The organism is Streptomyces ureilyticus (assembly GCF_011045025.1).
In the GTDB taxonomy this organism is placed as follows: domain Bacteria; phylum Actinomycetota; class Actinomycetes; order Streptomycetales; family Streptomycetaceae; genus Streptomyces; species Streptomyces ureilyticus.
This window is the reverse complement of the sequence record NZ_JAAKZX010000133.1, coordinates 1-26,402: the sequence shown is the minus strand read 5'-3', so window position 1 is coordinate 26,402 and position 26,402 is coordinate 1. Positions and strand designations below refer to the sequence as shown.

Annotated in this window: 31 protein-coding genes and 1 pseudogene; 21 read left to right on the top strand and 11 right to left on the bottom strand. The window is 69.8% G+C overall.

What is annotated here, in order from left to right; genetic code table 11:
- From G6048_RS32050 to rfbC, 19 genes and pseudogenes are all read left to right on the top strand, one after another.
- Positions 1-239 (top strand): annotated as a pseudogene (locus tag G6048_RS32050) (DUF1775 domain-containing protein); the annotation flags it as partial.
- 375 nt (positions 240-614) lie between these two features.
- Positions 615-1,091 carry a helix-turn-helix transcriptional regulator gene (locus G6048_RS32045; RefSeq protein WP_165343101.1) on the top strand — a complete coding sequence of 159 codons (477 nt, stop codon included), beginning with the start codon at positions 615-617 and terminating at the stop codon, positions 1,089-1,091.
- Between the two features lie 224 nt (positions 1,092-1,315).
- The gene (locus G6048_RS32040; protein ID WP_165343100.1) at positions 1,316-2,284 is read left to right on the top strand and encodes an LLM class flavin-dependent oxidoreductase; all 969 of its coding nucleotides are present in this window, start codon (positions 1,316-1,318) and stop codon (positions 2,282-2,284) included.
- Positions 2,285-2,307: 23 nt separating this feature from the next.
- Entirely contained in the window at positions 2,308-3,255 is a 948-nt protein-coding gene (gene mpaB, locus G6048_RS32035) for a daptide biosynthesis RiPP recognition protein (RefSeq protein ID WP_165343099.1), read from the top strand.
- Positions 3,252-4,085 carry a daptide-type RiPP biosynthesis methyltransferase gene (mpaM, locus tag G6048_RS32030; protein ID WP_165343098.1) on the top strand — a complete coding sequence of 278 codons (834 nt, stop codon included), beginning with the start codon at positions 3,252-3,254 and terminating at the stop codon, positions 4,083-4,085. The genes mpaB and mpaM overlap by 4 nt, the downstream gene beginning before the upstream one ends.
- Entirely contained in the window at positions 4,082-5,341 is a 1,260-nt protein-coding gene (gene mpaD, locus G6048_RS32025; RefSeq protein WP_165343097.1) for a daptide-type RiPP biosynthesis aminotransferase, read from the top strand. The genes mpaM and mpaD overlap by 4 nt, the downstream gene beginning before the upstream one ends.
- On the top strand, positions 5,338-6,516 hold the full coding sequence (gene mpaC, locus G6048_RS32020) for a daptide-type RiPP biosynthesis dehydogenase (protein ID WP_165343096.1): 1,179 nt from the start codon (positions 5,338-5,340) through the stop codon (positions 6,514-6,516). Before mpaD ends, mpaC begins: the two co-directional genes overlap by 4 nt.
- Positions 6,517-6,551: 35 nt before the next feature.
- Positions 6,552-6,728, top strand: coding sequence for a daptide-type RiPP (locus tag G6048_RS32015; RefSeq protein WP_165343078.1), 177 nt, complete (start codon positions 6,552-6,554; stop codon positions 6,726-6,728).
- Between the two features lie 43 nt (positions 6,729-6,771).
- Positions 6,772-6,963 carry a hypothetical protein gene (locus G6048_RS32010; protein ID WP_165343095.1) on the top strand — a complete coding sequence of 64 codons (192 nt, stop codon included), beginning with the start codon at positions 6,772-6,774 and terminating at the stop codon, positions 6,961-6,963.
- 74 nt (positions 6,964-7,037) lie between these two features.
- The gene (locus G6048_RS32005) at positions 7,038-7,238 is read left to right on the top strand and encodes a hypothetical protein (protein ID WP_165343094.1); all 201 of its coding nucleotides are present in this window, start codon (positions 7,038-7,040) and stop codon (positions 7,236-7,238) included.
- Positions 7,228-7,971, top strand: a complete 744-nt coding sequence (locus G6048_RS32000) for an ABC transporter ATP-binding protein (protein WP_328827567.1) — start codon at positions 7,228-7,230, stop codon at positions 7,969-7,971. The genes G6048_RS32005 and G6048_RS32000 overlap by 11 nt, the downstream gene beginning before the upstream one ends.
- Positions 7,968-8,714 (top strand): hypothetical protein, encoded by a 747-nt coding sequence (locus G6048_RS31995; protein WP_165343093.1) that lies wholly within the window; start codon positions 7,968-7,970, stop codon positions 8,712-8,714. Before G6048_RS32000 ends, G6048_RS31995 begins: the two co-directional genes overlap by 4 nt.
- Positions 8,711-10,384 carry a daptide biosynthesis intramembrane metalloprotease gene (mpaP, locus tag G6048_RS31990; RefSeq protein WP_165343092.1) on the top strand — a complete coding sequence of 558 codons (1,674 nt, stop codon included), beginning with the start codon at positions 8,711-8,713 and terminating at the stop codon, positions 10,382-10,384. The genes G6048_RS31995 and mpaP overlap by 4 nt, the downstream gene beginning before the upstream one ends.
- 12 nt (positions 10,385-10,396) lie before the next feature.
- Positions 10,397-12,982: a class III lanthionine synthetase LanKC gene (gene lanKC, locus G6048_RS31985; RefSeq protein ID WP_165343091.1), complete on the top strand. Its 2,586-nt coding sequence runs from the start codon at positions 10,397-10,399 to the stop codon at positions 12,980-12,982.
- Positions 12,979-14,028: a glycosyltransferase family 2 protein gene (locus G6048_RS31980; protein ID WP_165343090.1), complete on the top strand. Its 1,050-nt coding sequence runs from the start codon at positions 12,979-12,981 to the stop codon at positions 14,026-14,028. Before lanKC ends, G6048_RS31980 begins: the two co-directional genes overlap by 4 nt.
- Entirely contained in the window at positions 14,025-15,086 is a 1,062-nt protein-coding gene (locus G6048_RS31975) for a glucose-1-phosphate thymidylyltransferase (protein ID WP_165343089.1), read from the top strand. Before G6048_RS31980 ends, G6048_RS31975 begins: the two co-directional genes overlap by 4 nt.
- The gene (gene rfbB / locus G6048_RS31970; protein ID WP_165343088.1) at positions 15,083-16,048 is read left to right on the top strand and encodes a dTDP-glucose 4,6-dehydratase; all 966 of its coding nucleotides are present in this window, start codon (positions 15,083-15,085) and stop codon (positions 16,046-16,048) included. The genes G6048_RS31975 and rfbB overlap by 4 nt, the downstream gene beginning before the upstream one ends.
- 62 nt (positions 16,049-16,110) lie before the next feature.
- A complete protein-coding gene (gene rfbD, locus G6048_RS31965) occupies positions 16,111-16,962 on the top strand; it encodes a dTDP-4-dehydrorhamnose reductase (RefSeq protein ID WP_328827561.1) in 852 nt (283 codons plus the stop codon).
- A gap of 25 nt (positions 16,963-16,987) precedes the next feature.
- A complete protein-coding gene (gene rfbC, locus G6048_RS31960; RefSeq protein ID WP_165343087.1) occupies positions 16,988-17,551 on the top strand; it encodes a dTDP-4-dehydrorhamnose 3,5-epimerase in 564 nt (187 codons plus the stop codon).
- Positions 17,552-18,021: 470 nt separating this feature from the next.
- On the opposite strand, the gene G6048_RS31955 is transcribed toward rfbC, so the two are convergent.
- Entirely contained in the window at positions 18,022-18,807 is a 786-nt protein-coding gene (locus tag G6048_RS31955; protein ID WP_206342387.1) for a carbonic anhydrase, read from the bottom strand.
- 232 nt (positions 18,808-19,039) lie between these two features.
- Complete coding sequence (locus G6048_RS31950) at positions 19,040-19,705, bottom strand: RsiG family protein (RefSeq protein WP_165343086.1); 666 nt, start codon at positions 19,703-19,705, stop codon at positions 19,040-19,042.
- A gap of 178 nt (positions 19,706-19,883) precedes the next feature.
- Here G6048_RS31950 and dtd point away from each other — a divergent pair, with 178 nt between their 5' ends.
- Positions 19,884-20,309, top strand: coding sequence for a D-aminoacyl-tRNA deacylase (dtd, locus tag G6048_RS31945; protein ID WP_165343085.1), 426 nt, complete (start codon positions 19,884-19,886; stop codon positions 20,307-20,309).
- A gap of 13 nt (positions 20,310-20,322) precedes the next feature.
- On the opposite strand, the gene ygfZ is transcribed toward dtd, so the two are convergent.
- Genes ygfZ through G6048_RS31930 form a run of 3 tightly spaced genes read right to left on the bottom strand, consistent with a single transcriptional unit; the run spans position 20,323 to position 22,391 of the window.
- Positions 20,323-21,288: a CAF17-like 4Fe-4S cluster assembly/insertion protein YgfZ gene (ygfZ, locus tag G6048_RS31940; RefSeq protein ID WP_165343084.1), complete on the bottom strand. Its 966-nt coding sequence runs from the start codon at positions 21,286-21,288 to the stop codon at positions 20,323-20,325.
- A gap of 34 nt (positions 21,289-21,322) precedes the next feature.
- On the bottom strand, positions 21,323-21,799 hold the full coding sequence (locus G6048_RS31935; RefSeq protein ID WP_328827556.1) for a Fur family transcriptional regulator: 477 nt from the start codon (positions 21,797-21,799) through the stop codon (positions 21,323-21,325).
- A 16-nt stretch (positions 21,800-21,815) separates the two neighbouring features.
- Positions 21,816-22,391, bottom strand: coding sequence for an FABP family protein (locus G6048_RS31930; RefSeq protein ID WP_165343083.1), 576 nt, complete (start codon positions 22,389-22,391; stop codon positions 21,816-21,818).
- A 293-nt stretch (positions 22,392-22,684) separates the two neighbouring features.
- On the opposite strand from G6048_RS31930, the gene G6048_RS31925 reads away from it, so the two are divergent.
- Entirely contained in the window at positions 22,685-23,047 is a 363-nt protein-coding gene (locus G6048_RS31925; protein ID WP_033324398.1) for a DsrE family protein, read from the top strand.
- Here the strand turns inward: G6048_RS31925 and G6048_RS31920 are convergent.
- The 6 genes from G6048_RS31920 to G6048_RS31900 form a co-directional block, all read right to left on the bottom strand.
- Positions 23,041-23,439 carry a VOC family protein gene (locus G6048_RS31920; protein ID WP_165343082.1) on the bottom strand — a complete coding sequence of 133 codons (399 nt, stop codon included), beginning with the start codon at positions 23,437-23,439 and terminating at the stop codon, positions 23,041-23,043. The genes G6048_RS31925 and G6048_RS31920 overlap by 7 nt on opposite strands.
- 38 nt (positions 23,440-23,477) lie before the next feature.
- On the bottom strand, positions 23,478-23,744 hold the full coding sequence (locus G6048_RS31915) for a DUF3099 domain-containing protein (RefSeq protein WP_165343081.1): 267 nt from the start codon (positions 23,742-23,744) through the stop codon (positions 23,478-23,480).
- Positions 23,745-23,890: 146 nt separating this feature from the next.
- Positions 23,891-24,178 (bottom strand): DUF1416 domain-containing protein, encoded by a 288-nt coding sequence (locus G6048_RS31910; RefSeq protein ID WP_033324392.1) that lies wholly within the window; start codon positions 24,176-24,178, stop codon positions 23,891-23,893.
- Between the two features lie 44 nt (positions 24,179-24,222).
- Positions 24,223-25,068 (bottom strand): sulfurtransferase, encoded by an 846-nt coding sequence (locus tag G6048_RS31905; RefSeq protein WP_165343080.1) that lies wholly within the window; start codon positions 25,066-25,068, stop codon positions 24,223-24,225.
- A 154-nt stretch (positions 25,069-25,222) separates the two neighbouring features.
- The gene (locus tag G6048_RS52015; RefSeq protein ID WP_352376456.1) at positions 25,223-25,306 is read right to left on the bottom strand and encodes a putative leader peptide; all 84 of its coding nucleotides are present in this window, start codon (positions 25,304-25,306) and stop codon (positions 25,223-25,225) included.
- A 266-nt stretch (positions 25,307-25,572) separates the two neighbouring features.
- On the bottom strand, positions 25,573-26,322 hold the full coding sequence (locus G6048_RS31900; RefSeq protein ID WP_165343079.1) for an LmeA family phospholipid-binding protein: 750 nt from the start codon (positions 26,320-26,322) through the stop codon (positions 25,573-25,575).
- Positions 26,323-26,402: the final 80 nt, after the last annotated feature.

Here is a 26,402-nt window from a genome sequence, read left to right as displayed (position 1 = left end):
GCGCCAAGCCCGTGAGCCCGACCCCCACGGAGGAGCCCACGAAGGCGGCCCCCTCATCCGACTCGGCCGCGGGCGAACCGGAGACCGGCACGTCGACACCGGCGGCGGAGCCCGCGGCGAACAACGCGGAGGGCGACGACGGCATGCCCGTCGCCGTACCGGTCGGCATCGCCGCGTCCGTGCTCGTGCTCGGCGGCGGGGCTTGGTGGCTGCGCAGCCGTCGCAACGAATCGGCCTGAAGCCGGAGGACCGGAGCTGGCAGGTGTCGGAGCCCTACCGGCTCCGGGGCTGAATCCGCGGCGGTGGCGCCGTAGGCAGCGACGTGGTGGTGCGGGTCCTCGAACGTGGCGTTATGAGTACGTTATGCCGCCAGGGAACCGATGGGGCGTGGATAACGTCCGCCGGATTCCGCCCGGTTCATGGCTGGATCTTTACGTTCTGTGAAGTAGCTGTAATCATTCCGGAGATCAGTCGCTTTGCACGGGGGAACCAGAATGGATTCTGTAGTTGTTTCCATCAGAACGTCAACGCTGCGGCAGAGAGTGGTGAACGCCCTGGCTGTGACAGGCCTGGAGGTGTCAGCGGTCAGGGGACCAGGTGCCGCTGACGCTCCATTGGCGATCGTCGAGTCGTGCGAGCTGCTCGCATGGCAGACGTCGACTTCCCGCCACACAGAGGTCATCGCAGTTGTGCACGGTGAGCAGGATCCCATCCTCGGCTCGGCGGCGGACCTGACCGAAGTGGTCGGGATCGTCGACCGTGACGACATGGACGAGGTGCTGGCCACGGCGGTGCACCAAGTACTCGACGGGCACGGTTGGATCTCTCCCGGCCTTGCCCGGCGTGTGCTCTCGGGCTTCGGCGAGGTGCGCCCCAGCCCGGCTCCGCCGCCCGACGGGCTCACCGCCAGGGAGGCCGATGTGGCCGTCCTGGTGGCGCGGGGTCTATCGAACGCGGAGATCGCGGACGAGCTGCAGGTGGAGGTGAGCACCGTGAAGTTCCACGTCTCCAACGCTCTGCGCAAGCTGGGATGCAAGGACCGGGGCAAACTGGCCGCAATGGTCAACGCGAACCCGGTTCCCGCCGCCTGACAACGCTCTCCGCTCCCCTTCCCCGTCTTCGGACGGGGAAGGGGAAGGGTAAAAACCCGTCGCTGGAGGGGGGTGTTCCACTTCCCCCAGCGGCTAAATTCGGGCTCGTTCGACCGGGTGCCCGGCCATTGAGAAATTTCGCTGTCGTGCTGCGCTCGCTCGGCTGCCGGGCAACTAACTGCCCGCACAGGCCCATTCTGAGCCTGCTCGATGGAATTAGGTTGATGAAGACTTCGGTAATGCTGCCGTTCGTTCCCAAACGGCCGGAGCAGGCGCTTCCGTTCGCCGGTCTGGTGGCATGGTCCTCGGCTGCCCGACTGTGGCAGGGTCAGGGACTCCTGACAGAGGGTTACCACGTCTACAGCTATCTCGCGGGCGCGGGCTTCCGCTTCCCGATGGGCTTCGGGGTCTCCCTGATGCCGTTCCGGCACCCCTACGATGCCGCGGTGCAGGCGCGTTCGCTGGCGCTGACCACAGGTCAGTCCATAGTCGCCGGCTTCGGTGCGGGGGCGTTGCAATTGCAGCGGTCACTCCTGGGGCGCGAGTACTCCAGTCAGCTGGGCGCCTGCCGGGAGTACTTGGGCGCCGTGCGTAGGCTGCTCGACGGTGAGGAACTCGACGTCTCCGGTGAGCACTTCGAGGTACACGGACAGCTGCAGCCCTACCCCGCACCGCAGGTGGAGGTCGGGCTCGGCGTGCTGCGTAAGGGCGCGGCGGGGGTGGCCGGCGAGGTAGCCGACGCGGCGATCACCTGGCTCACCCCAGCCGACTACGTGTCCGGCACGCTGGCCCCGGCGATCGCCGAAGGCGCGCGCCGCGCGGAGCGAAAGGGCAAGCCGCGGATCGTGGCCATCGTGCCGGTGGCCCTGGCGGCCGCCGACCGGGATCCCGTACAGCTGGCACTGGCGAGCAATAGGCCGCACCTGTCACTGCCGCACTACCAGAGCATGCTGCGCAGCAGCGGGCTTGAGGTCACCGGCGACCCGGACGTGGACGCCGGTGAGCTCGTCGCCAAGGACGGATTCCTCTACGGGGACGAGGACGAACTGGCCAAGAAGGTACTCGCGTACCGGGACGCCGGAGTCGACGAGATCGTCCTCAACATCACTGGGGTGTCCGCGGTGTACGGCCCGGAGGTCGCCGTACGTGAACTCGCCGTGCTCCTGCGGCACTTCGAGAAGGCAGTCGCCTGATGACCCCTTACAAGCAGCACCTTATGTCCTGGATCACGGGCCGCGGCTTCGGGCTGCGGCTGCCGGAACAGGGCGCGGCCACTGTCGTGACCGAGGACGCGCGGGCCCTTGAACGGGCCGCCGCCGAAGGTCTGGTGGGACCCGAGACCCTGGTGTTCGCGCCGTCCGGCTGTGAGGCTCCCGGCGCGGCCGCCGTCGTGCCGTACGAGGGTTCGCTGGTGGAGCCGGGCGCCGAGGCAGAGTTCGGCGAGGACTTCTTCCTTCAGATCCAGGCGTACAGCATCGCCGGTTTCCTTGTCCTGCTGGGGCCCACCGCTCTCCGACTCACCGACCAGGAGGACGTCGAGGCGTTCCTGGCGGACGCGGACGCGGCACTCGCCGAGGGCAGTTGGCCGGACGTATTGACGAACCCGGCGGTGCAGTTCGCCGACGTGGCGGCGGCCGGTGGCGCGGCCCCCGTGGACGGCCCCCGTCTGCGGCTCTACGTGGACAGTGAAGGGGCGCGGGTCGGCAAACTGGGTCCTGTGCTCAGCGAGGCCGGTGAGAGCCGGGCGCCGGCCGGGGTCGGCCCCGGGCGGCTGCCGGTCGACGCCGCCCTCCAGCAGGAGGTGGCGGGCCGGACCTGGCTCGGTCGTTACCACGCGGCGGTCCAAGCGTTGCAGTCGCTGCGCGCCCGCGGTCACCAGGGCTGCGAGGTCTCCGGCTTCGGACTGCGGTTCAACAGCCGCCTGGACACCGGTGCCCAGGCGCCGGACCTGGCCTTGCCCGAGGCTCCTGTGCTGCTGCGCTCAGGCGAGACGTACTTCGTCTACGAGCCTGTCGGCGGCCGGGTCTTCGAGGCCGGCGCCGAGGCAGCGCTGACGCTGGAACGCGCCCTGGTCCAGCCGGAGGCGAGCGAGGCCGGCACCGCCTGGGCGCAGGCACGTACCTTCCTGGAGCGCGGCCCCGCGGCCGCTGGAGCAGCGGCATGAGCGCCACGTCCGCTGCTCCCGCGCTACCCGCCCAGTACGCCGGCACGGCTGCCGCGCAGGTGGTGGCCGGTCTGCCGTCCACCACCGTGGTGTGTGACATGTACGAGCCGCGGGGCGCGGAGATCTACCACGACTTCGCTCTCGGCGACATCTCCGAGGCGCAGGACATCCTGCGCGAGGTACGGGCCGCCGGCCCCGGAACCATCCTTGAACTGGCAGCGGGATCAGGTCGGTTGACGCTACCTCTGCTGGCCCTGCGCCGCGAGGTCCTGGCCGTCGACCTGTCCGCGTCCATGCTGGAACTGCTGCGTACCCGGCTCGCCCAGCTGCCCCCTTCAGCCGCCGCACGTTGCACGGTTATTCAGGGGGACATCACCACGTACGTGGCCCCGCGTCCCGTTGCGGCGGCCGTGCTCGGCACCACCTCGGTGTCGCTGCTGACCCAGCCCCAGCGGCAGGCCATGCTGCGACGAACCTGGGAGAACCTGGCGCCTGGCGGCACTCTTGTTCTGACGTCAACTCAGATCGTTGAGGATGCAGAGGACTTGGCGGAGCGCACGCTGGAGGTGCGTGGCGCCTCGGGAGCCGTCTATCTCATGCACGACCTTGTCGCGCCCGACCGGAGCGGGCGTTACACCGTGGTCATCGGGCCGGACAACGGCCCGCAGCGGTCGAGGACTGTCTGCCACTCGTACATCCGGGTCGTTCCCCTCGACGAACTTCTCGCGGATCTCACCGCGGCCGGGTTCAGCGTCGAGCACACCGCGACCCTGCCCGGCGAGCGCTATGCCGCCACGCTGATCGGCGTACGCAAGGAGGGGGCACGATGACCGGAAGCCTGTGGCCGATGATGATGCCGCTGGCCGAGGCGGACGACGACACCATCTGCGTGGTCGGCACAGCAGGGCACCGCATCCGCTACGCCGATGGCAACGAGGTGCTGTGTGGCACCAGCGGACTCTGGAACGCCAACCTCGGCTACGGCAACGAGGTCATTGCCCGCGCTATTGCCGAAACCCTGCGCACCCATTCATATGCGGGCATCTTCCGCTACGAGAACGCGCCGGCCCGCGAGGCCGCCGATCGGCTGCTCGCGGCGCACGCGCACGACTACGCACGGGTGATCTTCTCAGTCTCCGGCGGCACTGCCAACGACCTGGTCATGAAGCTGGCCCGGCAGTATCACGAGCTCGGTGGGGAGCCCGGGCGCAAGCTGGTCGTCGGCCTGAAGGACGGCTATCACGGACTCACTTTCGGTGCACACGCCCTCACCGGTGAGGATCTGGGCCAGCGCGGCTACGGCGTCGACACGCGTCTCGTACGGCATGTGCCCGCCAACGACGAGGAGGCGCTGCGCAAGCTGTTCGCCGCCGTGGGGCGGCAAGTCGCCGCGGTCGTGGTGGAACCTCAGCTCGGCAACGGCGCGGTGGAACTCACCGCCTCCTTCCTGGAGCAGCTCGGAGCCCTGGCAGACGATAGCGGCGCACTGCTTGTCGCGGACGAGGTGGCCACCGGCTTCGGCCGGACCGGCGAGATGTTCGCCTCCGACACCTGGCAGCGGCCGGCGGACCTGGTCATCGCCTCCAAGGGCCTGACCAACGGCACGATGCCCGCCTCCGCCCTGCTCGTGAATGAGCGGATCGCCGCCCGATTCCAGTCCACGGAATCCCTGCTGCTGCATGGTGAGACGCAGGCAGGCACCGCCGTGACGGCCGCCGCTGTGACAGCCACCCTGGACGAATTCGACCGGCTCAAGGCCGTCGAGTCCGGGCGTGCGGTCGCCGTCGCCCTGGACGCGCGGCTCGCGACCTGGCAGAGCACCGATGAGCGGGTACGCGTGGTGCGAGGCCGTGGCTGCTTCCGCGCGGTCGAACTCGCCGACCCGCTCGAGGCCGGTGCCCCGCTCCCGCCGAGGTACGTGCCCGGCCTCATCCGGCACATCCGTCGGGCGGGCGCCCAGGTGCACGGTGGACCGCACGGTATCCAGCTGATCCCGGCTCTGACCTACTCCGCCGCGGAGGTCGACGAATTGCTCACCGCGGTCCGGGCGGGCCTCGACGCACACACCGAGACCGCCACGGCATGAGTACGTTGATCAACAGTTGCCGTGTACACAGGGGCCTTGAAGTGCTGCCGGAACTCGCCGCCGGTGGCGGCGGCCCGGTCGCGCTGGCTCACGACGCGGCCCTGGACGGCAACCCCGGTCTGGCCGAGTGCCGTCGGCTGCTCGCGGACAACGAGGTGGTAGTCCGCTCGCTTGCCGTGCACCAGCCGCGGACTCTTGCCGACGCCGAGGTGCTGGCGGGCAAGCTGGCGGGGACACGACTGGTGGTTGCGGTGGGCGGCGGCTCGCTGCTCGACACCGCCAAGCTCGCCCTGGCCGTGGCCGACCCGCAGACGGCACGGATCGTGTCCGCGGCGCAGCGCAGTGGCTGGGTGATCGGCCCGGACCGCCCGCGGCCCCTGCCGCTGGTCGCCGTACCCACCACGCTTGGTACGGCTGCCGAGGTCAGCAGCATCGTGAGCTTTGTGCACCGGGGGCAGAAGCGGGCCCTGACCAGCCTGGCGCTGCAACCGAACGTTGCGCTGCTCGACCCGCGGTGCACCGAGGGCCTGCCGGGACAGCTGCTGGTGGAGAGCTGCCTGGAGATCATTCTGCGCAGCGTCGGACCCGTGGTCGGCAGCGAGGGGCCGTGGACGGACACGGACGAACACGCGTTGCGGCTGGCTGCCCGAGTGGCCGAGGTACTCAACGGCATCAGGTCGACGGGCACGGCCACAGCGGCGCAGCGCGCGGAGCTCTCCGACCTGAGCCTTGCCACGCGGCAGGTCGAACTCCTGCGGGACCGCATGCCGTTCACGGTCAAGGTCTGGTTCCTCGCCAACAACCTCTCGCACCACCTCGGCCTCCGGAAGATGACGGCCCTCGCCAACCTGGTGCCGGTCTACTGGAGTCACCTCGCGGCCCGAACCACCGTCGGTGCACAGCGGGTCGGGCGTACCTGGTCGTCTCTGCGCGCCGCGACGCCCGAGGCTCTGCCGGCGGACCCGGCCGAGGGGGTCGCCGCCTGGCTGGACCTGCTTGGTGTCGCTCCGGCACCGGCGCCCGATAACACGGACATCGAGGCCGTCGTCCGCTCCTGCCTGCGGATGTGGGGCGGGGGGCTGCCGATGCTGGCCGGTCTCGGCGCCGAGGACCTCCGCCGCATGCTCGGCCGATTGCGCATCGCGCACACAGACTCCCGCGTACCGCGCGGGTGAATTGATCACACCTCACACGGGGGGAGGAAAACAACATGCTGGACATGAAGACCGAGCACGAGAGCGCTGCTCTCGAGCTGGGTCTGCAGGAGCTGGAGACCCTTGAGGCTCCGGGCCTGTGGACGAACGTCGGTATCGGTGTGGGTGTCACTGCCGCGAGCGCCGCTGCCTACGGCAGCTGGGCCCTGACGGCCGCCGCTGTCGCCACCTGATCACTGACCCATCAGCCCCACCTTGTTTCCCAAGGAGAGAACTATGAAGAGCACCGAAGGGGTGTTCCAGGAGTCCGGCTTGGAGCTGGCGCTCCAGGAGCTGGAGACGCTCGAGGCCCCCGGCTTCTGGAGCGGCGTTTCCACCGGCTTCGCCGCGACCGCGGCCGTGGTCTCGGTTGCCGGCGCTTCGGCCGCCGCTTACACGGCGGTCAGCGCGATAACCGTCGCCACCTGATCAAAGGTCGTGCCGGCTGGGGCAACGCGCGGTGCCCCAGCCGGCACGGCATTCGTACGACAGCTTGGAGAATCATGAACGAGCAAGGCACTACGACCCCCCAGACCGCCGTACTGGCCCTGTTCGCCCTCGTCGCGGCGATCGGCGTCATCGCCGTACTGCTCCTGGGCGACGCATGGAGCGGCTGGGCCCGCTATCCGCTGCTGACGGCGGGGATCCTCGTCGTCACGGGTTGCCTGGGTGCGCTGGTGAAGGTGCTTCGCCGTGATAGCTGACTGGCACGCCCCGTCCGCTGAGCCGCCGGTCGTCCAGGTGGCCGGCGTGTCGAAGTCGTTCGGCGAGCGGCGGGTGCTGCAGGACGTTTCCTTGCAGGTGCCGAGGGGCCGGGTGGTGGGCCTGCTCGGCCGTAACGGCGCCGGCAAGACGACCCTGATGAAGTCGCTGCTCGGCACCTCCACCGTCGACTCCGGCACGGTGGAGGTCTTCGGCGCCGCACCCGGCCCCGAGCTCGCACACCGGGTCGGCGTGGCCATGGACGGGATCGGCTTCTACCCGGCGGCCACCGTCCACAAGGAACTGACCATCTGGGCCCGGGCACTGGGCGTGCCCGCCTCCCGGATCGCCGACGTCATCGACCTCGTGGAGCTCAGCGGCCACGAACGCCAGCGCTGTGCCCGTCTTTCCACCGGCCAGAAGCAGCGCCTGCGCCTGGCGACGGCACTGCTCGTGCCGACGGTCGAGCTGCTCATGCTCGACGAACCGGCCAACGGCCTCGACCCGGACGGTATCCGCTGGGTCCGCCGCTTCATCCGGGAGATGGCCGCCTCCGGCAAGACGGTGCTGGTGTCCAGCCACCAGCTCGGTGAGATGGAGAACACCGTGGACGACGTACTGCTCCTTGACCGCGGCCGGATCGTCCACTCCGGTTCGTTGCACGAGTTCACGGCCGGCGGGCAGTTCCCGCTCGAGGAGCGGTTCTTCGAAGTGGTCGGAGGGATGACGTCATGAGTGGGCTCGTCCAAGCCTCCCGCGCCGAACTGACCAAGGTCACCACCGGCCGGGCCCTGATCGGCTCCCTGGCCGGCGGGGCGTTGTGGTGCGCTCTGACCGGCTACGGTTACTACACCCAGGGCCGCGACAACGCCGCCGCCATGGCCTCCGGCGCCGTGACCGGCGACATCATCCGTGGCTGGATGATGTTGCTGCTGTTCTCGGCGATCAGCTGCGCCCTCATCGTCACCCGTGAGGTCTCTGGCCAGACCCTCGCCCGCACCGTCCTCAGCTACGGCGGCCGGGGCCAGGTCTTCCTCACCAAGCTGGTGGCCGCAGTGTGCACCTCGGCCCTGTTCGCCGTGGTCGCCGCCGGCGGCGCCCTGGCCAACTACGCTCTGGCCGCCCGCTCCAGTGAGCAGGACCTGGTCTGGAACGGCGAGTGCACCAAGACCCTCCTCGGCACCGTGGTCTGCGTCATGCTGTCCGGGATGTTCGGGCTGATGGTCGGCTGGCTGGTGCGCAACCAGACGCTCGCCGTGATCACCGTGCTGGTGCTGATGCTCGGCATCGAACCGGCCGTGCAGCGCCTGGTTCCCGAGGTGGCGCAGTTCCTGTTCACCATTGCCCTCAGCTCGCTGTACCGGGACCCCAAGCCGGACCTGCTCCCGATCTGGGCGGCGTTCGCCGTGTCCCTGCTGTGGATCGTGCTACTCGCCGTGGCGGCACGCACCAACCTGCGCCGCAGGGACATCGGATGAGCCTTGCCCAAGTGCTGCGTCGGCGCTCCGCGGGGCCGTCCGAGCAGGACGACACCGCACACCTGGAGCGCCCGCGCCTCAACACGGCCATACGCGTGCACCCCCCGGCCGCGGACAGCGAGCCCTGGGTGGTGCAGCGCGGCGAGCACCAGTACTTCCGTATCGGTGCCGACCTGGCCAGGCTGGCCAGGGAACTCGACGGAACCGACGCACAGGGCATTGCCGAGCGTCTGGGCAGTCCGTGGACGCCGGAGCTGGTCCACCAGGCCGTCCGGTCGCTGGACAAGGCGCAGTTGCTCGCCGGGCGCGCCCAGGCCGAGCCCGGCGGCCGGCATCGCAAGATCCGGCGGGTGAAGTACGTACCGCCGCTGACCTTTCAGCTGGCCGTGCTGCGCTCGGGTGACGCCGCCGCGCGGCGGATCATCGGCCTGCGGCTGGCCTCGCCCCGGATGCTGGGGGGGCTCGTCGTGGTGCTCGCCGTGGCCGGCGCCTTCGTGCTCGCCGGACAGCACGCACACGTGGCGGCGGTGCTCGGCAGCCCCGTGTCGCTGACCACCCTGGGGACAGTCGTCGCCGGGGTGTTCCTCACCACCGTGGCTCACGAGTTCGGCCATGCCTGCCTGCTCGCCCACTACGGCGGGCGTCCGGGCCGGATGGGCGTGATGCTGTTCTACTTCTCGCCCGCGATGTTCTGCGACGTCTCCGACTCCTGGCGGCTCAACCACCTCCAGCGAGCCAAGGTTTCCATGGCGGGCATCGCGGTCCAGGCTGGGGTGAGCGGTGCCGCAGCCTGCGCCGCCGGTGTCGTGGGCCAGGGGCCCGCCGGCGACACGCTCATGCTGTTCTCTCTGGTGAACGCTGCCGCCGCGGTGATCAACCTCGTTCCGTTCGTCAAGCTCGACGGCTATATCGCCCTGATGAGCTACCTGAACCGGCCGAACCTGCGCGACGCCGCCCTGGGTTCGCTGCGCGAGGGTTTCGTCGCCTTGCTGTCCGGCCGCCCGTACCAGATCAAGGGGCCCGGCTGGCTGCCGTTGTTCGGCCTCGGTTGCATGGTCACCCCGCTGGTCCTCGTGGTCCGCGGACTCGGCCAGTGGCTGGACGCGCTGATGTCGCTCGGGTATTTCGGAACCCTGCTCTCCAGCCTGATCGCCGGCATGCTGTTGCTGATGGTCTTCAAGGCCGGCGCGGGCCTGGTGAAGTCCTTCCGCGGCAACCGGCCGCGCCCCGTGCGGCTCGCGATGCTCGCCGCCGTGGTCGTCGCTCTGGCGCTCGGCAGCACGCGGCTGCACCTGTCCAGCAGCCAGGTCGCCGCGTACGAGGCCCGCCGGGACGGCACGGTCCATCTCTACGTGCCCACCGGCGCCGAACTCCAGCCGGTGCGGACGGGCGACCGCGTCGAGCTGCAGAAGGCCGGAATGATGCTGCGTCACACGCTCGGCACCGCGATCATCAGCTCCCCCGACGCGCACCAGACCTCCATCCCGCTCGGCGGGCTGCTGCCGGTCACCACCGACAAGATCCGTGTCCAGGGCGAGCGTTACTCCCTCCGGCTCGACACACCGATGAAGCCGGGCCGCGGCAGCGCGCGGCTGCACTCCCGGTCGATGTCCCTCCCGCGCTGGGCGTACGAGCGCCTCGTGCTGCCGTTCGCGGCGCCGTTCCACTGACAGGGCAAAGACATGTACCTCACTTACCTTCAGTACTGCCTGCCGGGCTCGCCGTTCTACGAACAGCGCGACGTCGAGGGACAGGAGAGCCACTTCTCCCTGCACCGCGCAGAGCTGCCCGAGGGCTGGGTCCGTGACGTGCGCCCGGAGTGGATCATGTACTCCCGCGCTGACCTGACCATGCCGTGGCAGGGCTGGAAGATCCACGTCACTGCCACCGCCGGCAACGCCGAGCAACTCCTCGACCGCGTCTCGCAGTACTGCTTCGAGCGGCGTGTCCCCTTCAAGGCGTTGGCCGGCCTGTCCATGCTCAGTCAGCGCAACAGCAAGTACGCCGACCGCGGCGGCAGTGGCAAGTTCATCACCCTCTACCCGCCCACCAACGAGGCGCTGGGCACTGCCCTGCGCGAACTCGACGCGCTGATCGGCGGCAACGAGGGCCCGACGATCCTGTCCGACCTGCGCTACCACGAGGGCCCCCTCTACGTGCGCTACGGAGCCTTCGTCTCCCGCCGCATCACCGACGAGAGCGGTCGCCAGATCGAGTGCGTCGAGGACCCCGACGGCAAGCTCGTCCCCGACGAGCGCCGCCCCGGCTTCCACCCGCCGGACTGGGCCGAACTCCCCGAGGTGCTGCGGGAGTCACTGCGGGCGCGCGACGGCCGTCGGCTGGCCGACTTCCCCTACAGCGTCAGCCGCGCCCTGCACTTCTCCAACGGCGGCGGCGTCTACCTCGCCGAGCGCCAGGACAGCCCCGGACGGAAGATCCTGCTGAAGGAGGCGCGCCCGCACTGCGGCCTCGACGAGAGCGGCCGCGACGCCATCGCCCGCCTCGACACGGAGCGCGCCGCCCTCACCGACCTCGCCGGACTGCCCGGCGTACCGGCTGTCGACGCTTACGTGGACGGCGTCGAGCACAAGTTCCTCGGGCGCGAGTACATCGAGGGCCGCTCCCTCATAGACCTCGCCCTGGAGCGCAACCCCTTCATCAGCCAGGACGGTTCGCTGTCCCCCGAGACTTACGCCAAGTGGATCGCGGACGTCATCGGGCAGGTCACCCGGACCGTAGCGCGGATGCACGAGCGGGGCTGGATCTTCGGTGACCTGCATCCGGGCAACATCGTGGTCGACGAGGCGGAGCGGGTGCATTTCATCGACTTCGAGTCTGCCTCCCAGGACCTCGAGGGCTACCGGCAGACCATGGGCGTCTTCGGCTACCGGGCACCGACCGGGTACCAGGGCCGGGCGGTCGACCGGTACGCGCTCGGCTGCATGCGGATCGGGCTGCTGCTGCCGATGACCCGCCTGCTGTCCCTCGGTGCCGAGCGCGCCACCGATCTGAGCCGGGCCGCCGCCGAGCGGTTCGGCGTGGGGGAGGAGTATTTCGAGGGGGTGGCCGAGCAGTTGGCGCCATCCGGTGAGGTGTCCGAGACCGGGTCGGGGTCCGCGGCTGGGTCCGCGTTCCGGGGGGTGGCTGCGGCTGCGGACGCGGGCGTTCCCCTCCCCGCCGAGCCCGTGGCGGCGGTCGCGGTGTCAGCGCCGTCGGCCGAGGACGCCTTCGCGGTGGACCACCTCGCGGGCGCCCTGCGCGCCTGGCGCAGCCCGGAGCGGGAGGACCGCCTGTACCCCGGTGACATACGCCAGTTCCTTCAGCCGGGCGGCGGCCTCGGCCTCGCCTACGGTGCGACGGGCGTGCTGTGGGCTCTGCACCGCTGCGGTGGCGAGGTCGACCCCGAGGACCTGGACTGGCTGCGCCGCCGGGTGCACACCGCCGAGGACATACCGGTCGGCTTCCACTGCGGACTCGCGGGCATCGCCTACGCCGTACAGGAGTGGGACCCCGAGCTGGCCGCGTACTGCCAGGAACGCGCGGTGCGGTCGGCCGAGTCCGTTCGGGACCTGTCCCTCGGGTCCGGCTTGAGCGGACTGGGGGCGCACCTGCTGGACACCGGCGAGCTGGCGGCGGCCGGCCGTCTCGCCGCCCGGCTCACCGACTTGCTGCCGCCACAGCAGGACCGGATCGCCGCAGGTCTGGTCGACGGGGCGGCGGGCATCGCTGTGTTCGCGCTGCGTGCGGCCGTGGCGCTCGGCAACCCCGAGTACCGGCGATTGGCGGAGCGGCTGCTCGACCTGGAGGTGACCCGCTTCGGCTTCGCCTCCGGTGCCTCCCCGGTGACGGCTGCCTTCCCCGCCTTCGGCACCGGCATCGGCAGCGGCGCCCTCGGCCTCGGCCTCGGCCTGCACGATCACGTGCGTCTGACCGGCGACCACCGCTTCGCCGAGCCCCTGCGCCGGATCATCACTCTCGCCCAGCGCACCACGGCCGCGCACAACGGCCTGATGAACGGCCGTCTCGGCCTGATCCAGATGCTGCTCGCCATCGCCCCCGAGGAGCCCGCGTCACAGGCCGCGGTGCGGCGCGCCCTGGAGGAGGCCGCCTGGCACACCACCCCGCTTGGCCCGCACCGGATCGCCCTCGGCGACGAGGCGCTGAAGCTCTCCCTCGACCTTGGAACCGGCCTCGCCGGCCTCGTCGTCGCGGCAGCGGCGGCACGCGACGCGCGGTGCGCCCTGCCGCTGTGGGAGGGCCCGCGATGACTGATCAGGTGCTGTTCACTGTCATCTGCCCGACGTACAACCGCTCGGCGCGCATTCTGCCGACGCTGCGTTCCGCGCTCGCGCAGAGCGTCACCGACTTCGAGCTGCTGGTGCTTTCGGACGGCAGTACGGACGACACGGCCGAGGTGGCGGCACGGCTGGGCGACCCCCGCGTGCAGGTGATCGAGCTGCCGCACACCGGCCACCCGAGCGGCCCCCGGCAGGAGGGACTGCGCCGGGCCCGGGGAAAGTACGTCGCCTACCTCGACCACGACGACACCTGGCGCCCCGACCATCTGCACCAGCTGCACCGCCTGCTCGAGCAGGGTGCCGAACTCGCCGTCACCGGTTACACGGCCGTCGACGATGACGGCCGTGCAACCCGCCGCAGTGGCTGGTGGGACCTGTGCTGGCATCCTGAACTCCAGTATCTTGACCCGTTGTTCGAGCCCAGCCGCTTTGCGCACCGGCGCGGCCTCGCGGAGTCCGTCGGCGGCTGGCAGGTGACTTCCGGCCTTGAGGACTGGGATCTGCTGGTGCGGCTGGCCGAGGCCGGGCACCGCCCGCGTACCACCACCGCCCGTACCGTCTCCGTCTACGAGAGCGCCGTCACCCGACGCCACCGTGTCGCCCCCGGGCATTTCGCTCCGCTGCTGCACACCCGTGACGCCCGCCTCGCCCGCCGTATCCAGGAGGCGCTCGCGGACCCCGAGATCGGGCAGGCGCTGGACACCGCCGCGCAGCAGGACAGCCACGACCGCATCGAACGGCTCCGGGCCAGCCACGAGTTCGTCACGCCGCAGGGCTCGCCGGAGGCCCCCGGCCCCGAGGAGCTGCCGGCCGACGGCGGACGCGGCCCCGACCTGCTGATCGTCCCCCAGCGCGGCGGGGGCTACCTGCTCGCCGTCCCGGTGTTTCTCTCGACCCCGGAACACGCGCGGACCTTCGACACGCTGCTCCACCAGCATGCCGCCACGCAGCTTGCCGTGCTGCGGCGGCTGAAGAGTCGGCTGGCCGCCGAGTCGGCACGGGGAGTCGGACAGTGAAAGCTCTGGTCCTTGCCGGCGGCAGCGGCACCCGGCTGCGCCCGCTCACCCACTCCTCGGCGAAACAGCTCGTCCCCGTAGCCAACAAGCCTGTGCTCTTCTACGGCCTTGAGTCGATCGCCGAGGCGGGCATCACCGAGGTCGGGCTGATCGTCAACCCCGAGGCACAGGAGATCCGTGCCGCCGTCGGCGACGGGGAACGCTTCAGCCTGAACGTCACCTACCTCGTCCAGGAAGCGCCACTGGGCCTCGCGCACGCCGTCCGCGTCGCCCGCGATTTCCTGGGCGATGACGACTTTGTGATGTATCTGGGGGACAACTTCGTCGTCAGCGGCATCACCGACCTCGTCGACGCCTTCCGCGCCGAGCGCCCCGACGCCGGAATCCTGCTGACCAAGGTGAGCGATCCGACCGCCTTCGGCGTCGCCGAACTCAACACCGAGGGCCACGTCGTCGCCCTGGAGGAGAAACCAGCCCACCCGCGCAGCGACCTCGCCCTTGTCGGTGTCTACCTCTTCACCCCGGCCGTCCACGAGGCCGTCGCTGCCATCACGCCCTCGGCCCGCGGCGAACTGGAGATCACCGACGCACTTCAGTGGCTGATCGACCACGGCCGCACGGTGCGCTCCACCCACATCACCGGTTACTGGAAGGACACCGGCAACGCCTCCGACATGCTGGAGGTGAACCGCTCCGTCCTGGACACCCTCGCCGCCCGCGTCGAGGGCACGGTGGACGCAGCCTCCGAGCTCATCGGTCCCGTGGTCGTCGAGGCCGGCGCCATGGTGATCCGCTCCCGTGTCGAAGGCCCCGTGGCCATCGGTGCCGGCACTGTCGTACAGGACTCCCGCATCGGCCCGCACACCTCGATCGGACCCGCCTGCACAGTGGCGGACAGTTCGATCAGGTACTCCATCGTCCTGAACAATGCCCGCATCGAGGGTGCCGGTCCCCTCTGCTCCTGCCTCATCGGCAGGTACGCCACGGTGGCCCCAGCCGCTACGGCGCCCCACTGCCTGATTCTCGGTGACCACAGCGAGGTGTGGCTCAGCCCATGAAAATCCTCGTCACCGGCGGCGCCGGTTTCATCGGCTCCGCCTACGTACGTCGCCTGCTGCGCGAGCCCGGCCCTGTCGAGGTCACCGTCCTCGACGCCCTCACGTACGCCGGGAACCCGGACAACCTGGCGGAATTCTCCAGTGACCCCCGCCTGAGCTTCGTCCACGGCGACATCTGCGACGCGCCGCTGGTGCGCCGGCTGCTTCCCGGACACGAGCACCTCGTGCACTTCGCCGCCGAAAGCCACGTCGACCGGTCCATCGAGGACTCGGGCGCCTTCACCCGTACCAATGTCCTCGGCACCCAGGTGCTCCTGGACGAGGCGGTCCGCGCCGGAACCGCCGTCTTCGTCCACGTCTCCACCGACGAGGTGTACGGCTCCGTCACCGAGGGTGCCTGGGACGAGGGCCAACCGCTGGCGCCCAATTCCCCATACGCCGCCTCGAAGGCCGCTGCCGACCTGCTGGCCCTCGCCCATCACCGCACCCACGGACTCGACGTCCGCGTTACCCGCTGCTCCAACAACTACGGTCCCCGGCAGTACCCCGAGAAGATCATCCCGCTCTTCGCCGCCCGTCTTCTGACCGGCCGCGACGTCCCCCTGTACGGCGTGGGCGCGCAGATCCGCGAGTGGCTGCACGTGGACGACCACTGCCTCGGCGTCGACCTGGTCCGCGCCGAGGGACGCGCCGGCCGCGTCTACCACCTCGGTGGAGGCACCGAGCTGACCAACCGTGAGCTCACCGCACGGCTCCTCGCCGCGTGCGGCGCCGACGCCGACCGGATCGAGTACGTCGCCGACCGCAAGGGCCACGATTTCCGCTACGCCCTCGGCTGGACCCGCGCCCGCACCGAACTCGGCTACCGCCCCGTCCACGACTTCGACACCGGCCTCATCGCCACTGTCGCCTGGTATCGGGCGAACCCCCAGTGGTGGGCGGGCCGGACCGCCGCGACGTGAGGGCCGGGGGCACGGCGGACGGTCTTGGGCTCGGGACGGACACCGCAGGTGCGCCCCTTTCCGTGCTGATCACGGGCGCCTACGGCATGCTGGCCACGGACCTGGTGCCGTTGCTGCGGGCGGCCGGACACCGCGTCCTGGCGCAGGGCCGCCAGGCCCTCGACATCACCGACCCGGCGCAGATCCGGCGCGCACTGGGCCGACACCGTCCGCAGGCCGTGGTCAACTGCGCCGCCCACACCGCCGTGGACCTCGCCGAGAACGATCCGCAGAACGCCATGCTGATCAACGCCGAAGGCCCCCGTCTGCTGGCCGAGGCGTGCGCGGACCTCGGTGCCCGCTTGGTGCACCTCTCCACCGACTACGTCTTCGCCGGCGACACCACCGTCCCGTACGCCGAGGACGCACCGCCCGGCCCCCGTACCGTCTACGGCCGGAGCAAGCTTCTGGGCGAGCAGGCCGTGCTGCGCACCCTGCCCGATACCGGCTGCGTGGTCCGCTGCTCCTGGCTCTACGGCAACGGTGGCCCCAACTTCGTCACCACCATGCGCCGCCTGGCCGCCGAGCGCCCGTACGTCGAAGTCGTCGACGACCAGTACGGTCAGCCGACCTGGACGCATGATGTGGCCCAGAGTCTGGCCCTCCTCCTGTCCGCCCCGCCGCTGAGCGGCGTGCTGCACGCCAGCAACCGCGGCGAGACGAACTGGCACGGTCTGGCCCGCGAGGTTTTCACCCTGCTTGGCGCTGACCCCGCCCGGGTGCGACCGGTGTCCACCGCCGCCGTGCCCCGGCCTGCCCCCCGCCCCATGCGCTCCACCCTCGGCCACGGACGCTGGGCCGCCCTCGGCCTGCCCGCTCCCCGGCACTGGCGAACGGCACTGCACGCGGCCTGGCCCCTGCTGGGTGAGCGCTGACCACCTACGGAGACACGGAGACCCGATGAGGGAACTGGCCGTCGAAGGCGCCTGGGTGCACACTCCCCGCCTGCACCGCGATGACCGCGGCAGCTTTCACGAGGCATACCGTGCAACGGAGTTCGCCGAGGCCGTCGGTCACCCGCTGCACCTCGCCCAGGCGAACGTCTCGGTCTCCCGCCGAGGCGCCCTGCGGGGCATCCACTACGCCGAGGTCCCGCCCGGACAGGCCAAGTACGTCACCTGCCTGAGCGGAGCCGTCTACGACGTCGCCGTGGATCTCCGCCTCGGCTCGCCGAGCTTCGGCACCTGGGAGGCGGTGGAACTCAGCGAGCACAACCGTTCCTCGCTGTACCTCGCCGAGGGCCTCGGCCACGCCTTCCTCGCGCTCACCGACGATGCGACGGTGATGTACCTGTGCTCCGAGGGCTACAACCCCTCGCGCGAGCACGGCATCCACCCCTTCGACCCCGACCTCGCCATTCGCTGGCCGGACCCGTCGCAGGCCATCCTCTCGGCCAAGGACGCCGCCGGCCCCACCCTCGCCGAGGCGACAGCCTCCGGCCATCTGCCGCGATACCGGCAATAGCGCCGTGACCTGGCGTGGGATGGTGCCGACGCCGAAGCGCATTTGGTGGGCAGGTGATGTTGTCACTTCATCCTGGACTGCCCTGGATGACTGCATGCTCTCCGCCTGCCACATCGTTGAGGACCGGGCGCTCGGCAGGGCCTTTACCCACACGAGGGTGTGCTGGCCTTCGGCGGCCCCGTGCTGCTGCTTGTCAGCGCGCTCGGTTCGGTGCTGGTGAACACGGTTCGGTGTCGTCGGGCCATGGCGGACGCTGAGCCGCGCTGGGTGGTGGAAGGCCGTGTTCCCAGGGGCTCACCAAGCGCTTCGCCGGGGACCAATGGCGCGCCGTCGATCTCGTCCGCACGCGGGGCCGCGCCGGGCGTACGTACAAGATCGGTCACAGGCGCAACCGGCCACGACGCGGACAGGCCCGGCACACCTGAACACATGGGTGTGCCGGGCCTTCCCCTTGTGTACCGCCCCGCCCGTCAGGCCGTCGGCGCCCCCGTCAGCACCTCCACCCGCCCCGAATCGAGCGAGTAGTACGCGCTGACGACAGCCAGCTCGCCCTTCTTCACCAGCGGCCCCAGATCCTTGTTGGACCGCAGGTCGGCCGAGGTCTGCTTGATGTGCACGCGGGTCATGGCGTCGACCGGGTCCGCGTGCTTCTCCTTGGCGATCACCTCGTACGCGGGGCGCAGCGCCTCGGCGATCGACTGCAGGTTGCCGGGCAGCGGCTTGTTGTCCTTCAGTGCCTTGTGCGCCGCCTTGACCGCGCCGCAGCGCTGATGGCCGAGTACGACGATCAGCGGGGTGCCGGAGGTCATGGGCCCGTACTCGACGGAACCCGTGACCACGTCGCCGACCACCTGTCCGCCGGTGCGCATCACGAACAGGTCCCCGAGCCCGGTGTCGAACAGCAGCTCCGGCGGCACCCGGGAGTCGATGCAGGAGAGGATCACACCGAACGGATCCTGCTCCTCGGAGACGAACTCACGCCGACGGGGATCCCGGTCCGGGTGCTGAAGCTTCCCGTCCACCCAGCGCTCGTTGCCCTCCATGAGCCTCGCGAACGCCGCCCACGGCGAGTCCGGCCGCTCGCCCGCGGCCGGTGGCGTGGTGGGAGCCTTCTTCTCCGCCCCCGCGGCCGGAGTCGCGCCCGTCGCCGCGCCTCCGTCCGACTTCGACGAACAGCCGGTGAGGAGCGCGGCCGCGGTGGCCGCCAGCCCTCCGGTGAGAATGGCCCTGCGCTGTGGTCGCACAGCACTGCCCATGTGTCTTTCCCCTTCCAGTGTGGTGCGGGAACGCCACTCTGGCGGGCCGTCGGTTAGCGCCTGTACAGCCCAGATGCAGGGCGAAAGAAGCGCTCAGCCAATTCACCCGGCGTCACATCGGGTGACGCCGGGTAACCCGGGCTGAGCAGGGCCGAGCCAGGCCGATAATCCTCACTCGTACGGGCGGCGCGGCTCGACGCCGACTGGAACTCGACGCCGACTGGAAGCAGCCTCAGACGAGCAGGTCGTCCACGCGTGCTTCGCCCTCGCGGTACCGGCGCGCGATCTCCGCGCCGCAGTCGTCGGCCGTCCGCTGCAACTGGCGGCGCCGGCGCGAGACCTGCTGCTCATACCGGACGAGGCGGGCCATCGCGGTGTTCAGCTCCAGATCCGTACGGGCCCCGAGGTCGGACAGCTCCACCTCCGCGAGCATGTCCGCGGCCTGCCGCCGGTACTCCTCGCTGTGCGGCGTACCGAGCGTGACATGCCGGGCCGACGACCGCTGCCGTGCGGGCATGTCCGTGAGGATCTCCGACAGCCGCTCCACGACGGAAGAGACGGAGGAGGAGGAAGAGGAGGAAGAGGCCGATGAGCCTGCCGGTTCTCCCTCGTCAAGCGGTGCCGCGGCGGACGACCGGTCCCCGGCCCGGGCGGGTTCGGCCCGTCGCCCGAGTTCCGCCCGCAGGATGTCGATCCGCCCCTGGACGAGCCGCCGTACATAGCTGAGATCCGCCTCGTCCCGCTGCGCGCCGCGCCGCATGGTCCGCAGCTCGGGCAGCCCCAGCCCCGACAGATCGCGCTCGACCGGCGGGCTGTCCGTGCGCTGCGCGGGCGGACGCACCCCCGCGATGGCCCCCGCGACCGCAGCTGGTGACTGCCCCATACCCGATGTGCTCATGGTGCTCATATGCCTCAACCGTCCCCTCGACCGGCGTGTGGATGCATCGTGCCAGCTCCATCGGCTGCTATGAGCCGGAGTGCACCCGATACGCCCCAGATGGAGGCTTAAGGAGTGATAAACAGACCTCAGAGAACCCCCTACGGAGGTCAAGCCGACGCACGGCATGATGGTCCGTATGCGTGCGGTGGTGCAGAGGGTTGACGGCGCGAGTGTGGTCGTCGACGGCGAGACGGTCGGTGAGATCGACGGCGAGGGGCTGTGCGTCCTGGTGGGCGTCACCCACGAGGACACCAAGGAGAAGGCGGCCCAACTGGCCCGAAAACTCTGGTCGATCCGGATGCTGGACGACGAGAAGTCGTGCAGCGACATCGACGCGCCGCTGCTCGTCATCAGCCAGTTCACGCTCTACGGCGACGCCCGCAAGGGCCGCCGCCCCACCTGGAACGCCGCCGCCCCCGGCGACATCGCCGAACCCCTCGTGGACGAGGTCGTCGCCCAGCTCCGTGCCCTGGGCGCGACGGTGGCGACGGGCCGCTTCGGCGCCAAGATGCGCGTATCGCTGACGAACGACGGCCCGTTCACGGTCCTGCTCGAGATGTGACCCTGCTGAGGCCCTACACCTCGACGACGGCCTCCTGCGAGGCAGCCGTCGCCTCGGCCATCAGCGGTGCGTCGACCGGCACGTTCCGCTTCACCAGCGCCAGGGCGATCGGACCGAGCTCGTGATGGCGTACGGACGTCGTGATGAAACCGATCTTGCGCCCGTCCGGGCCCTCCTCCGCGAGCCGGATCTCGGTACCGTGCGGCGGCAGGTGCACCTCGCTGCCGTCGAGGTGGAGGAAGACCAGCCGCCGCGGCGGCTTGCCCAGATTCTGGACGCGGGCGACGGTCTCCTGCCCCCGGTAGCAGCCCTTCTGCAGATGCACCGCCGTCCCGATCCAGCCCAGCTCGTGCGGAATGGTCCGGTGGTCGGTCTCGAACCCGAGCCGCGGCCGGTGCTGCTCGACGCGCAGCGCCTCGTACGCCAGGATCCCGGCGACGGGCCCGCTCGTCGCCGCGTACGACTCCAGATCGCCGCGCGGCAGGAACAGATCACGCCCGTACGGCATCTCCCGTACGACGCCCCCGTCCGGCACCTCGGCGATGGAACCGGCCGGCAGATGCACGACCGCGAACTCGCTTGTCCGGTCCGCGACTTCGACCCGGTAGAAGAACTTCATCGACTCCAGGTACGCGATCAGCGCCTCCTGCGTACCCGGCTCCACATGGGCCCAGGTGGTCGTCCCGTCGTCGACGAGATACAGCGCGTGCTCGATATGGCCGTTCGCGGAGAGGACCAGCGCCTCGGTGGCGTGGCCGGGCGGGAGGTCGGAGACGTGCTGGGTGAGCAGCAGGTGCAGCCAGCTGAGCCGGTCGTCGCCGGTGACGGTGATGACGCCGCGGTGCGAGAGGTCGACGAAACCCGTGCCGTCGGCGAGGGCACGCTGTTCGCGGAACAGGTCGCCGTAGTGCGCGGCGACGCCTTCGTCCACGCCCTCGGCGGGCACGGCACCGGGCAGAGACAGCAGAGGGCTCTTCATGGGCATACACCCTACGACCGAGTAGTTGCGTGTTTTATTTCCTGCTCGCGCTCTTGCCCGTGCAGTCCTCGCACCGGCCGAAGATCGCGAAGTGCTTCATATCGGTGTCGAACCCGAAGCTCTCCCGCAGCTGCGCCGTGAAATCGGCGGCGACCGACACATCCGCCTCGATGACGTTCCGGCAGTCCCGGCACACCAGGTGGAGGTGGTGATGACGGTCCGCGAGATGGTACGTGGGCGCCCCGTGCCCGAGGTGGGCGTGCGAGACGAGCCCGAGCTCCTCCAGGAGCTCCAGCGTCCGGTACACGGTGGAGATGTTGACCCCCGACGCCGTCTTCCGGACTTCCACGAGGATGTCGTCGGGCGTCGCATGCTCCAGCGAGTCCACAGCCTCCAGCACAAGCTGCCGCTGCGGCGTCAGCCGGTACCCGCGCTGCCGCAGATCACTCTTCCAGTCAGTGCCTTCGGCACTGCTTCCGGTGCTTCCGGTACTGCTCTGAGTGCTCACCACACTGGAAAGTCTATGGCTACTTGAAGAAGGCGATCCCGTCGTCCGGCATGTCGTCCGGGAGGGCCTTGGCCCAGCGTTCGACATCCTCCGGCGACACGACCTTCTTGAGCTGGGCGGACATGTAGGGGCGGAGCGGCACCTCGGGGGTCTGCTTCTCGCCGACCCACATGAGGTCGCTCTTGACATAGCCGTACAGGCGCTTGCCGCCGCTGTACGGGCCCGAGGCCGCCGTACGCGCGACCGCGTCCGTCGCCAGGTCGATCTGCGGCTTCTTGTCGGCCAGCTCGCCGTACCAGACCTCGACGACACCGTCGTCGCGGACCATCACGACCTCGACCTTGCGGTCGGCGTCGATGCGCCAGTAGCCGGTCTCGGTCTCCAGCGGCTTCACCTTGTTGCCCTCGGAGTCCAGGACCCACGTACGCGAGCGGTACTCCAGGAAGTCCCGCCCGTCGTGGCTGAAGCTGACTTCCTGGCCGAAGTTGCACTTTTCGGCACCGGGGAAGTCATGGACACCCGCGCCGGTCCAGTTGCCGAGCAGGAAGGCGAGGGGGACCAGGTCCTTGTGGAGGTCGGACGGGATCTCGATCATGATCAGCTCAGAAGTCTCGTACGTGGGTGAATGGGGGCGTCCGTGACGGCGCTCAGCGCTGGCCCTGGTACAGCTTCTTCACGGTCAGCCCGGCGAAGGCGAGGACGCCGACGCAGACCAGGATCAGCAGAACCTCGAAGAAGATCTCAAGCACAGGGTGCTCCTTGAATGAGCGGGGTTGGGCGTAGGGCCCGTACACAGAGCCGGGCTCCAGCTTACGCGGCCGTACTTCGGCGCTCGGTGTGAGGTCGCTCGCGAGGGACCGCGTGAGGTGCCGCGACTAGGCTTCCCCCATGGCGAAGAAGCTCGTGATCAAGGTGACGGCCGGGGCGGACGCTCCCGAGCGGTGCTCGCAGGCGTTCACGGTGGCGGCGGTCGCCGTGGCCAGCGGGGTGGACGTCTCGCTCTGGCTGACCGGCGAGTCGGCGTGGTTCGCACTGCCGGGCAAGGCCGCCGAGTTCGAGCTGCCGCACGCGGCTCCGCTCCCCGACCTGCTCGAATCGGTACTGGCCGGCGGCCGGCTCACGCTCTGCACGCAGTGCGCGGCCCGGCGCGACATCACGGAGAAGGACGTGATCGAGGGCGTACGGATCGCGGGGGCGCAGGTCTTCGTGCAGGAGGCGCTGGCGGACGACACCCAGGCGCTCGTCTACTGACCTGTCTGACCTGTCTCGGTCCACAGGCAGAACGGGTGCCCGGAGGGGTCCAGCAGCACCCGTACGTCGTCCTGCGGCTGATAGTCGGCGAGCGTCGCGCCCGCTGCGACGGCCCGCGCGGTCTCGCCCTCCAGGTCGTCGACCTCGATGTCGAGGTGCAGCATCATCTGCTGGTCGCCGGGTTTGCGCGTGGGCCAGACGGGCCGGACGTACTCCGGCTCGGTCTCGAAGGCGAGCGAGACGCCGTCCCCGCTCCCGCCCGGGGGCCCGGTGAGTACCCAGCCAGGCTCCTCCGCACGTACCTCGTACCCGAGCAACCGCACGTAAAAATCGGCCAGTTGATGCGCGTCGTGCGCATCGAGCACCACGGTGGAGACCTTCGTACGCGTCATGGGCCAGTTCTAGCGGCGACGCTTCTTACCGTCGAGTCCTACCGTCCAGGCCGCCGCTTTTTGCCGTCCAACTCGTCCCACCACTCGTCGGACTTCGGGTCTCCGGAGGGGTCGTCCCACCAGCGGTCCTCCGGTCCGCGCCGGTTGGCGACCATGGCGGCGAGCGGCGGAATCACCATCGCCACGACGCACATCCCGATGGCCACGGGCATCGACCAGAGCCGTACGACTCCCCAGGCCAGGACGAAGAGGCCGATGCACGTGCCCATCATGGCGAAGTAGGCGTGCCGCCGTCGTGCGTACATATGTCCAGCGTAGGCCCGGAGTTCCGGGCAAGCCGAAGGGCCGCACCCCAACCAAAAGTGGTGGCGTCCAACTCCCAGGGGTGCGGCCCTTCGGTCCTTCATACGGCGCGTGCCGTACGACCGTTCAAACAGCGATCAGCCGGCGTTCAGACGGCGATCGCGACCTCGGCCAGCCCGCCGGTCTGGGCGACGACCGTGCGGTCCGCCGTTCCGCCCGGGACCAGGGCGCGTACGGTCCACGTGCCCTCGGCCGCGTAGAAGCGGAACTGTCCGGTCGCCGAGGTCGGGACCTCGGCGGTGAACTCGCCGGTCGAGTCAAGGAGGCGGACGTAGCCGACCACGGGCTCGCCGTCCTTGGTCACCTGGCCCTGGATGGTGGTCTCACCGGGCTTGATCGTCGAGGCGTCGGGGCCGCCGGCCTTCGCTCCACACATGTGCTGCTCCTGAGAGTCTGAGAGGTAGTTGAAAGGTCGGGGGCTTACTTGTTGGCGCCGAGCTCGATCGGCACGCCGACGAGGGAGCCGTACTCGGTCCAGGAACCGTCGTAGTTCTTGACGTTCTCGACGCCGAGCAGCTCGTGCAGGACGAACCAGGTCAGGGCCGAGCGCTCACCGATGCGGCAGTACGCGATGGTGTCCTTGGCGAGGTCGACCTGCTCCTCGGCGTAGAGCTCCTTGAGCTCGTCGTCCGACTTGAAGGTGCCGTCGTCGTTGGCGTTCTTGGACCACGGGATGTTGCGGGCGCTCGGCACGTGGCCGGGGCGCTGCGACTGCTCCTGCGGCAGGTGGGCCGGGGCGAGCAGCTTGCCGCTGAACTCGTCGGGCGAGCGGACGTCGACCAGGTTCTGGGCGCCGATCGCGGCGACGACGTCGTCACGGAAGGCACGGATCGAGGTGTCCTGCGGCTTGGCCTTGTACTCGGTCTTCGGGCGGTTCGGCACCTGGGCGCCGTCGACGAGGTCACGGGAGTCCAGCTCCCACTTCTTGCGGCCGCCGTCGAGGAGCTTGACGTTCTCGTGGCCGTACAGCTTGAAGTACCAGTAGGCGTACGAGGCGAACCAGTTGTTGTTGCCGCCGTAGAGGACGACCGTGGTGTCGTTGGCGATGCCCTTCTCCGACAGGAGCTTCTCGAAGCCGTCCTGGTCGATGAAGTCACGGCGGACCGGGTCCTGGAGGTCCTTGGTCCAGTCGATGCGGATCGCGTTCTTGATGTGGTTCTTGTCGTACGCGGACGTGTCCTCGTCCACCTCGACGACGGCCACACTCGGGTCGTCCAGGTGCTCCTGGACCCAGTCCGCGTCAACCAGGACGTCGCTGCGGCTCATTCTGTTTCTCCTCCGGGGCAGTTACGGCGGGGCGGTACGTCGATGAGTGGGTGCGGCACGCGCAGGACAGCAGGGCGTACGTGGCGCACGGGGGTGGCCCTGACCTGGTGAGCGCGTCAAAGGGCCCGGGGATCGCGGAAGACGGCGCTTCCGCTCAGAAGGTGCGACAGAGCATGGCGGCGACACGGCACAGGTCTACTGCCCGCCGCTTCGTCAGATCCGCCTGCTGTCGCTTCATGGGGTCGATCGTAGGGAGGGTGAGGCTGGCATGTCACCGGCGTGTCGGATGATGAGACGCGATTGTCCGCGATACGGGATGGAGGAGCGGGCGGAGTGGCGTTCGGTCGCGTTCGTACGGGGCATTGCAGACCCGCCGTCTTCACCACATCTGCTTCGCGGACGCGGGTGTCTCGCCTTTCGGACAGCGACCGTCCATCGAGGTATCGAGAGGTCGCGTGCTTGTGCCGCAGGCCCGCATCGATTGCCGTCCTGCCCGGTGCCGTCCTACCCGGCGAGCGTGACGTCCGAACCCTTCACCGTGATGTCCACGCCGTTCGGGGCCGCCTCGACCTTGTCGAGCTTGATGCCGCCGGGGAGGCCGTCGATGCGCTGCTGGAAGTCGGTGACCGTGCGGGCCTTGTCCTCGGCGAGCTGGACGCCGAGGTCGGGGAGCGAGTCGGCGCGTGCCCTGACGACGTCTCCCTCGACGCTGACCGTGCTCAGTACGGAGACGGGCTGGGGGAGCTTGGTGCCGAGCACGGTGGCCTCGACCTCGACCTTGATCTTGCCGTTGCCGCCGTCGGAGAGGCCGACGACCTCGGCGGTGACTCCGCTCGCGAGCTGTACGGGTTCGGACTTGGCGGCCTTGAGGAGTTCGTCGTACGTGATCGTGGCCGTGCCGGTGGCCGAGTCGGCGGTGGCGGAGCTGTAGTCGCCGGAGAAGGCGACGCCGCGCATCTGGGCGGTGAGGTCGTCGATACGGATCTTGTCGGGGCCGGTGTTCTGGGCGGTGCCGCCGGTGTCCGCCTCGTAGTTCTGGATGCCGACCTCTATCTCGTCGAGTTCGCCGCCGACGATCTGGGTGAGGAAGGGGAAGCCCTTGATCGACACGTCGGGGGTGCTGGCCAGGCCCTCGCTGGTCTTCAGCTGCTCCGCGGCCTCGTCCTCGGCGAAGCCGACGACTACGCGGTCGGCGATGACGAAGAGTCCGCCGAGAATGACGGCGACGATCAGGAGTATTCGCAGTGCGCGCATGTCTTGGTGTTCCCCCACCTCGGCATCGACGGCCTCTGGTGGCCGTCGAGCGAGGGTAACTCGGGTGGGGGGTTGGGGGG

What these genes read in the sequence shown, in the direction of transcription:
- G6048_RS32040 (WP_165343100.1), top strand. Translation starts at nt 1,316, where the DNA reads ATGAAGACTTCGGTAATGCTGCCGTTCGTTCCCAAACGGCCGGAGCAG.
- mpaB (WP_165343099.1), top strand. Translation starts at nt 2,308, where the DNA reads ATGTCCTGGATCACGGGCCGCGGCTTCGGGCTGCGGCTGCCGGAACAG.
- mpaM (WP_165343098.1), top strand. Translation starts at nt 3,252, where the DNA reads ATGAGCGCCACGTCCGCTGCTCCCGCGCTACCCGCCCAGTACGCCGGC.
- mpaD (WP_165343097.1), top strand. Translation starts at nt 4,082, where the DNA reads ATGACCGGAAGCCTGTGGCCGATGATGATGCCGCTGGCCGAGGCGGAC.
- mpaC (WP_165343096.1), top strand. Translation starts at nt 5,338, where the DNA reads ATGAGTACGTTGATCAACAGTTGCCGTGTACACAGGGGCCTTGAAGTG.
- G6048_RS32015 (WP_165343078.1), top strand. Translation starts at nt 6,552, where the DNA reads ATGCTGGACATGAAGACCGAGCACGAGAGCGCTGCTCTCGAGCTGGGT.
- G6048_RS32010 (WP_165343095.1), top strand. Translation starts at nt 6,772, where the DNA reads ATGAAGAGCACCGAAGGGGTGTTCCAGGAGTCCGGCTTGGAGCTGGCG.
- G6048_RS32005 (WP_165343094.1), top strand. Translation starts at nt 7,038, where the DNA reads ATGAACGAGCAAGGCACTACGACCCCCCAGACCGCCGTACTGGCCCTG.
- G6048_RS31995 (WP_165343093.1), top strand. Translation starts at nt 7,968, where the DNA reads ATGAGTGGGCTCGTCCAAGCCTCCCGCGCCGAACTGACCAAGGTCACC.
- mpaP (WP_165343092.1), top strand. Translation starts at nt 8,711, where the DNA reads ATGAGCCTTGCCCAAGTGCTGCGTCGGCGCTCCGCGGGGCCGTCCGAG.
- lanKC (WP_165343091.1), top strand. Translation starts at nt 10,397, where the DNA reads ATGTACCTCACTTACCTTCAGTACTGCCTGCCGGGCTCGCCGTTCTAC.
- G6048_RS31980 (WP_165343090.1), top strand. Translation starts at nt 12,979, where the DNA reads ATGACTGATCAGGTGCTGTTCACTGTCATCTGCCCGACGTACAACCGC.
- rfbB (WP_165343088.1), top strand. Translation starts at nt 15,083, where the DNA reads ATGAAAATCCTCGTCACCGGCGGCGCCGGTTTCATCGGCTCCGCCTAC.
- rfbC (WP_165343087.1), top strand. Translation starts at nt 16,988, where the DNA reads ATGAGGGAACTGGCCGTCGAAGGCGCCTGGGTGCACACTCCCCGCCTG.
- G6048_RS31955 (WP_206342387.1), bottom strand. Translation starts at nt 18,807, where the DNA reads ATGGGCAGTGCTGTGCGACCACAGCGCAGGGCCATTCTCACCGGAGGG.
- G6048_RS31950 (WP_165343086.1), bottom strand. Translation starts at nt 19,705, where the DNA reads ATGAGCACATCGGGTATGGGGCAGTCACCAGCTGCGGTCGCGGGGGCC.
- dtd (WP_165343085.1), top strand. Translation starts at nt 19,884, where the DNA reads ATGCGTGCGGTGGTGCAGAGGGTTGACGGCGCGAGTGTGGTCGTCGAC.
- ygfZ (WP_165343084.1), bottom strand. Translation starts at nt 21,288, where the DNA reads ATGAAGAGCCCTCTGCTGTCTCTGCCCGGTGCCGTGCCCGCCGAGGGC.
- G6048_RS31930 (WP_165343083.1), bottom strand. Translation starts at nt 22,391, where the DNA reads ATGATCGAGATCCCGTCCGACCTCCACAAGGACCTGGTCCCCCTCGCC.
- G6048_RS31925 (WP_033324398.1), top strand. Translation starts at nt 22,685, where the DNA reads ATGGCGAAGAAGCTCGTGATCAAGGTGACGGCCGGGGCGGACGCTCCC.
- G6048_RS31920 (WP_165343082.1), bottom strand. Translation starts at nt 23,439, where the DNA reads ATGACGCGTACGAAGGTCTCCACCGTGGTGCTCGATGCGCACGACGCG.
- G6048_RS31915 (WP_165343081.1), bottom strand. Translation starts at nt 23,744, where the DNA reads ATGTACGCACGACGGCGGCACGCCTACTTCGCCATGATGGGCACGTGC.
- G6048_RS31910 (WP_033324392.1), bottom strand. Translation starts at nt 24,178, where the DNA reads ATGTGTGGAGCGAAGGCCGGCGGCCCCGACGCCTCGACGATCAAGCCC.
- G6048_RS31905 (WP_165343080.1), bottom strand. Translation starts at nt 25,068, where the DNA reads ATGAGCCGCAGCGACGTCCTGGTTGACGCGGACTGGGTCCAGGAGCAC.
- G6048_RS52015 (WP_352376456.1), bottom strand. Translation starts at nt 25,306, where the DNA reads ATGAAGCGACAGCAGGCGGATCTGACGAAGCGGCGGGCAGTAGACCTG.
- G6048_RS31900 (WP_165343079.1), bottom strand. Translation starts at nt 26,322, where the DNA reads ATGCGCGCACTGCGAATACTCCTGATCGTCGCCGTCATTCTCGGCGGA.